The sequence below is a fragment of the Protofrankia sp. Cr1 genome (assembly GCF_963555865.1).
Classification (GTDB): Bacteria; Actinomycetota; Actinomycetes; order Frankiales; family Frankiaceae; genus Protofrankia.
The window spans coordinates 3213-4076 of sequence record NZ_CAUVXO010000403.1 but is presented as its reverse complement, the minus strand read 5'-3'; the positions used below and the strand labels follow the sequence as shown (position 1 = coordinate 4076).

At 71.1% G+C, this 864-nt stretch carries 2 protein-coding genes; one reads left to right on the top strand and one right to left on the bottom strand.

All coding sequences use genetic code 11. From position 1 onward, the window contains the following. Positions 1-664: oxygenase MpaB family protein (locus U9980_RS22390; protein WP_322769735.1), on the bottom strand; the 664-nt coding region annotated here is incomplete at its 3' end. 12 nt (positions 665-676) lie between these two features. Between U9980_RS22390 and U9980_RS22385 the strand changes: the two genes are divergently transcribed. Beyond that, a partial coding sequence (locus U9980_RS22385; RefSeq protein ID WP_322769734.1) for a hypothetical protein occupies positions 677-864 on the top strand: 188 nt, incomplete at its 3' end.

Genomic DNA, 864 nt, shown 5'->3' with positions numbered 1-864 from the left:
TACCGGCGAGGACACCCCATCCGGCCAGACGCCCGACGGTGGCCTCGGTCGCGGGAAGGTATGGGAGCCGTAGCGGCCAGCGGGTCCATACCGGCATCAGTCCGACGGCAGCCGACGCAAGTGCGCCGTAAGGTAGCCGCGCCGCGACGGGCAGCGGCGCACGCAGCAGGAGATACCGTGCGGCCTGGCGGGCCTGCGGGGTTCCGGTGAGCTCGGGCCGATATTCGGCGAGTCGTTTCACCAGCTCGGCCTCGGTGCGCGGCGGATCGATGACGCCGAGTTTCGTGGCCACCTGCGCAGCGTCGGCGACGTAGGCGTCCCGCTGCGCCGGGGTGAGCGCCGTGCTGTTGCCGTAACGCTGATAGGCGGTCAGGAAGCTGTCGACCTCCGCGACGTGGACCCAGCCCAGCAGGTGCGGATCCGAGGCCGCATAGGCCCGTCCGTCCGGCGCGGTGCCGTGCACCCGCCGGTGGATACCCCGGACGCGGGCAACGGCCCGCTCGGCTTCCTCGGTCGGCCCGAACGTTGTCGCCGCCAGGAAGAGACTGGTCCGCTGCAGGCGCCCCCACGGATCGTGGCGGTAGTCCGAATGCCCGGCCACCCCGGCCATCGCCAACGGATGCAGCGACTGCAGCAGCAGCGCACGTATGCCTCCGACGAACATCGACACATCCGCGTGGACACGTCGGATCGGGCGGTCGTCGGCGAACCAGCGTTCACCGCCGGCTACAAAGATCCGTTCATGTCGTTCCGGGCCCCGCGGGCCGGCCACCAGCCCCAGGACCTGCCCGCCCACCCGGGAGCGGACATCGTCGGCACCGCCGCGCAATCTGGACATCACCACCCCATCATCCGCCTACGACC